Consider the following 1,483-nt stretch of genomic DNA (forward strand, 5'->3'; position numbering starts at 1 on the left):
ACTTTTCAATATTCTTGATTTTTTTCTCGCCACCCATAAATAAAAATGGCGCAAAGCCGTACACTTCATTAGCATTGAGTGGGCCATATTTTTTTAATGCCGCAGGGAAAAGTGGTTTCTTTTGGCTGCTTTTTATATCAGAACTATCTGGATCCTGACATGTCAAGAAACTTTTTATTGTTTGGTTAGCCTTGCCAGCTTCAATATCTTGCTGATTTCCTTTTTTTGTTCGCATCCAATTAAGGTAAGGGCTGATTTCCACAGAATGTCCGGTTTTCTCACCGTAGAGTTTTAAATTGCCCCAGGCATTACGCGCTATAACATAATAAATATCATCTTGCTCAAACGGGGTGTCTTCTAAAAATCGGTCAAGAATATCTTGATAATCCGCAGGATTTGTCAGCCAAAATAAACCATCGGCAAAGCCGCTGAACCCGAGTATTTGCCAGTATTCAAGTAGTTGGTCAGGCAGTTTCCCTCGATACGCTTCTATATCAGCGATAGTCGCGGGTACAGTTGTTGTTGGTTGACCAAACTCGCTTAAAAAAAGGTCTAAATATTCGTCATTGGATTCTATCATTATGGTCTACCTTTTATTTAACGGGCAGCGCTCAAGTTGAATGTTCAACTTAGCATCTGGGCCATGTTTTTTAAATGCGTTTTCAACTTGCTCATCCATTAACTGCACGCGTGTTTTATCCCCTTTTTTACTCCCTATAGGTTCTTTAGCCCACTGCGGACCTAAAGAGCCATTAACTCGTTTATCGCCCATACGCGATACGCTATCAGAACCGCCTGCGCCCATGTCAGGGTCATGTAATGCATGTAAATTGTCCATAATTTCTGTTGTTCTTTGTGTGGCTAATGTTTTGGCTTTAATTGGAGACATTTTCTTTTCATATGATTCTTTTAGTGACTCAAATAAATCTGATTGGAACTCCTCTCTAAAATCATCTTGCGCAGTTCCAGTACCTTTGCGCCTCATCTTTTTGTATCGCTCGCGGTTTTCTCTGTATTCACCAATGGTTAAATCATTCAAGCCATTTTCTTGATGTTTAAGCTGCCTTGCGTAATTATGCTCTAAAGCGCGTAAGTCGCCTTTATTTCTTTTCCTTAAGCCATCACTTGGTTTAAAACAAGGCACTTTGTAAGCTTTCATTTTTAATCGAAGTGGGTGAGTGTTTTTACTCTGTACCCCCTTTAAATCATTCCCTTTCGGCGGCTCAAGCTCATTGGCAACGGTTTTCTTCGGTTTACCCACTACACCTGTACTTGCCGGTGGCTCAAATTCATCGAGGGCTTTGTTTACGCGATTGCCAATTTCGTTTGCGGCGGTTTTAACGCCTTGGTCAATTTTTGGGGTGACTTCATCAAGCTGTTTGACCATGGCTTGCATGCCGTCAATGGCTGAGTCTGGCAGCAGAAGATCGTATTTCCAGCTGGTTGAAATATCGTTAAGTGTATCTCGAAAGCCTTTGATTAC

The 1,483-nt window shown here is 41.2% G+C and carries 2 protein-coding genes; both read right to left on the reverse strand.

Translation table 11 applies throughout. The features are described from left to right. The coding region (locus tag H5154_RS22695; protein WP_182719723.1) for a GAD-like domain-containing protein at positions 1-580 on the reverse strand (580 nt) is incomplete at its 3' end. 6 nt (positions 581-586) lie between these two features. Then, positions 587-1,483 (reverse strand): polymorphic toxin type 15 domain-containing protein (locus H5154_RS22700; protein ID WP_259398599.1); only part of this gene is annotated, 897 nt, incomplete at its 5' end.

It is taken from the genome of Pseudoalteromonas sp. SR44-5, from assembly GCF_014163675.1.
GTDB classification, from domain to species: Bacteria; Pseudomonadota; Gammaproteobacteria; order Enterobacterales; family Alteromonadaceae; genus Pseudoalteromonas; species Pseudoalteromonas rhizosphaerae.